The following is a 627-nucleotide window of genomic DNA, read 5'->3' on the forward strand; positions in this document are numbered from 1 at the left end:
ACGCCTTGCGATGGAACATGGCGAAGCGGTCGAGGTTGTAGGTCAGGTTGGCAAGAGCCGTCTCGAAGCAACATCGTCGTTTACCGATACGGCGGAAGCGGTCGCCGCCGAACTGAGCGATGCGTCCAAAAGTGTGTTCCACTCGGGCACGGATGCGGCTTTTTTTCTTGTTTTTGAGTTTTTGTGACCGCGTGAGAGAGTATGCGGCGTTGCCCTTTTCACAGATGTTCGCGAGCATGGCGAAGCGTTTCAAGATGACCCGGATGGCCGGGCCAGTGTAGGCGCTGTCGGCCCAAAGCATGGTGTTTCGGTCGCTTTCGCGCAGCAGTTCTTCGACCGGCTGCGAGTCGTGCACGGTGGCGTCAGTTACGGTAAAGGTCTCGATAAACTTGCTGGCCGCATCGACCTTCACATGGTTCTTGTAGCCGTAATAGCTTTGGTTGTTCTTCTTGGTCCAGCGAGCATCGAGGTCTTTCTGACACTGGCGTCGCGGCTTTTTGGCGATGCGCTCAGGGACCTCGCCGCGCTTTATCTGCTCGTTTTCCTGTCGGCGATTGCGCTGCTTGGGAGCCTCAACGAAGCTGGCGTCGATGATCTTGCCGCAACTGGCAATCAGGCCCAGGTCGC

The 627-nt window shown here is 57.3% G+C and carries 1 protein-coding gene; it reads right to left on the reverse strand.

Annotation, left to right across the window (positions count from 1 at the left end):
• Positions 1–627, reverse strand: a 627-nt coding sequence (locus tag IE065_RS17880; protein WP_189517697.1) for an IS5 family transposase, incomplete at both ends; no start/stop codon positions are given.

It is taken from the genome of Cerasicoccus arenae (assembly GCF_014651635.1).
GTDB lineage: Bacteria > Verrucomicrobiota > Verrucomicrobiia > Opitutales > Cerasicoccaceae > Cerasicoccus > Cerasicoccus arenae.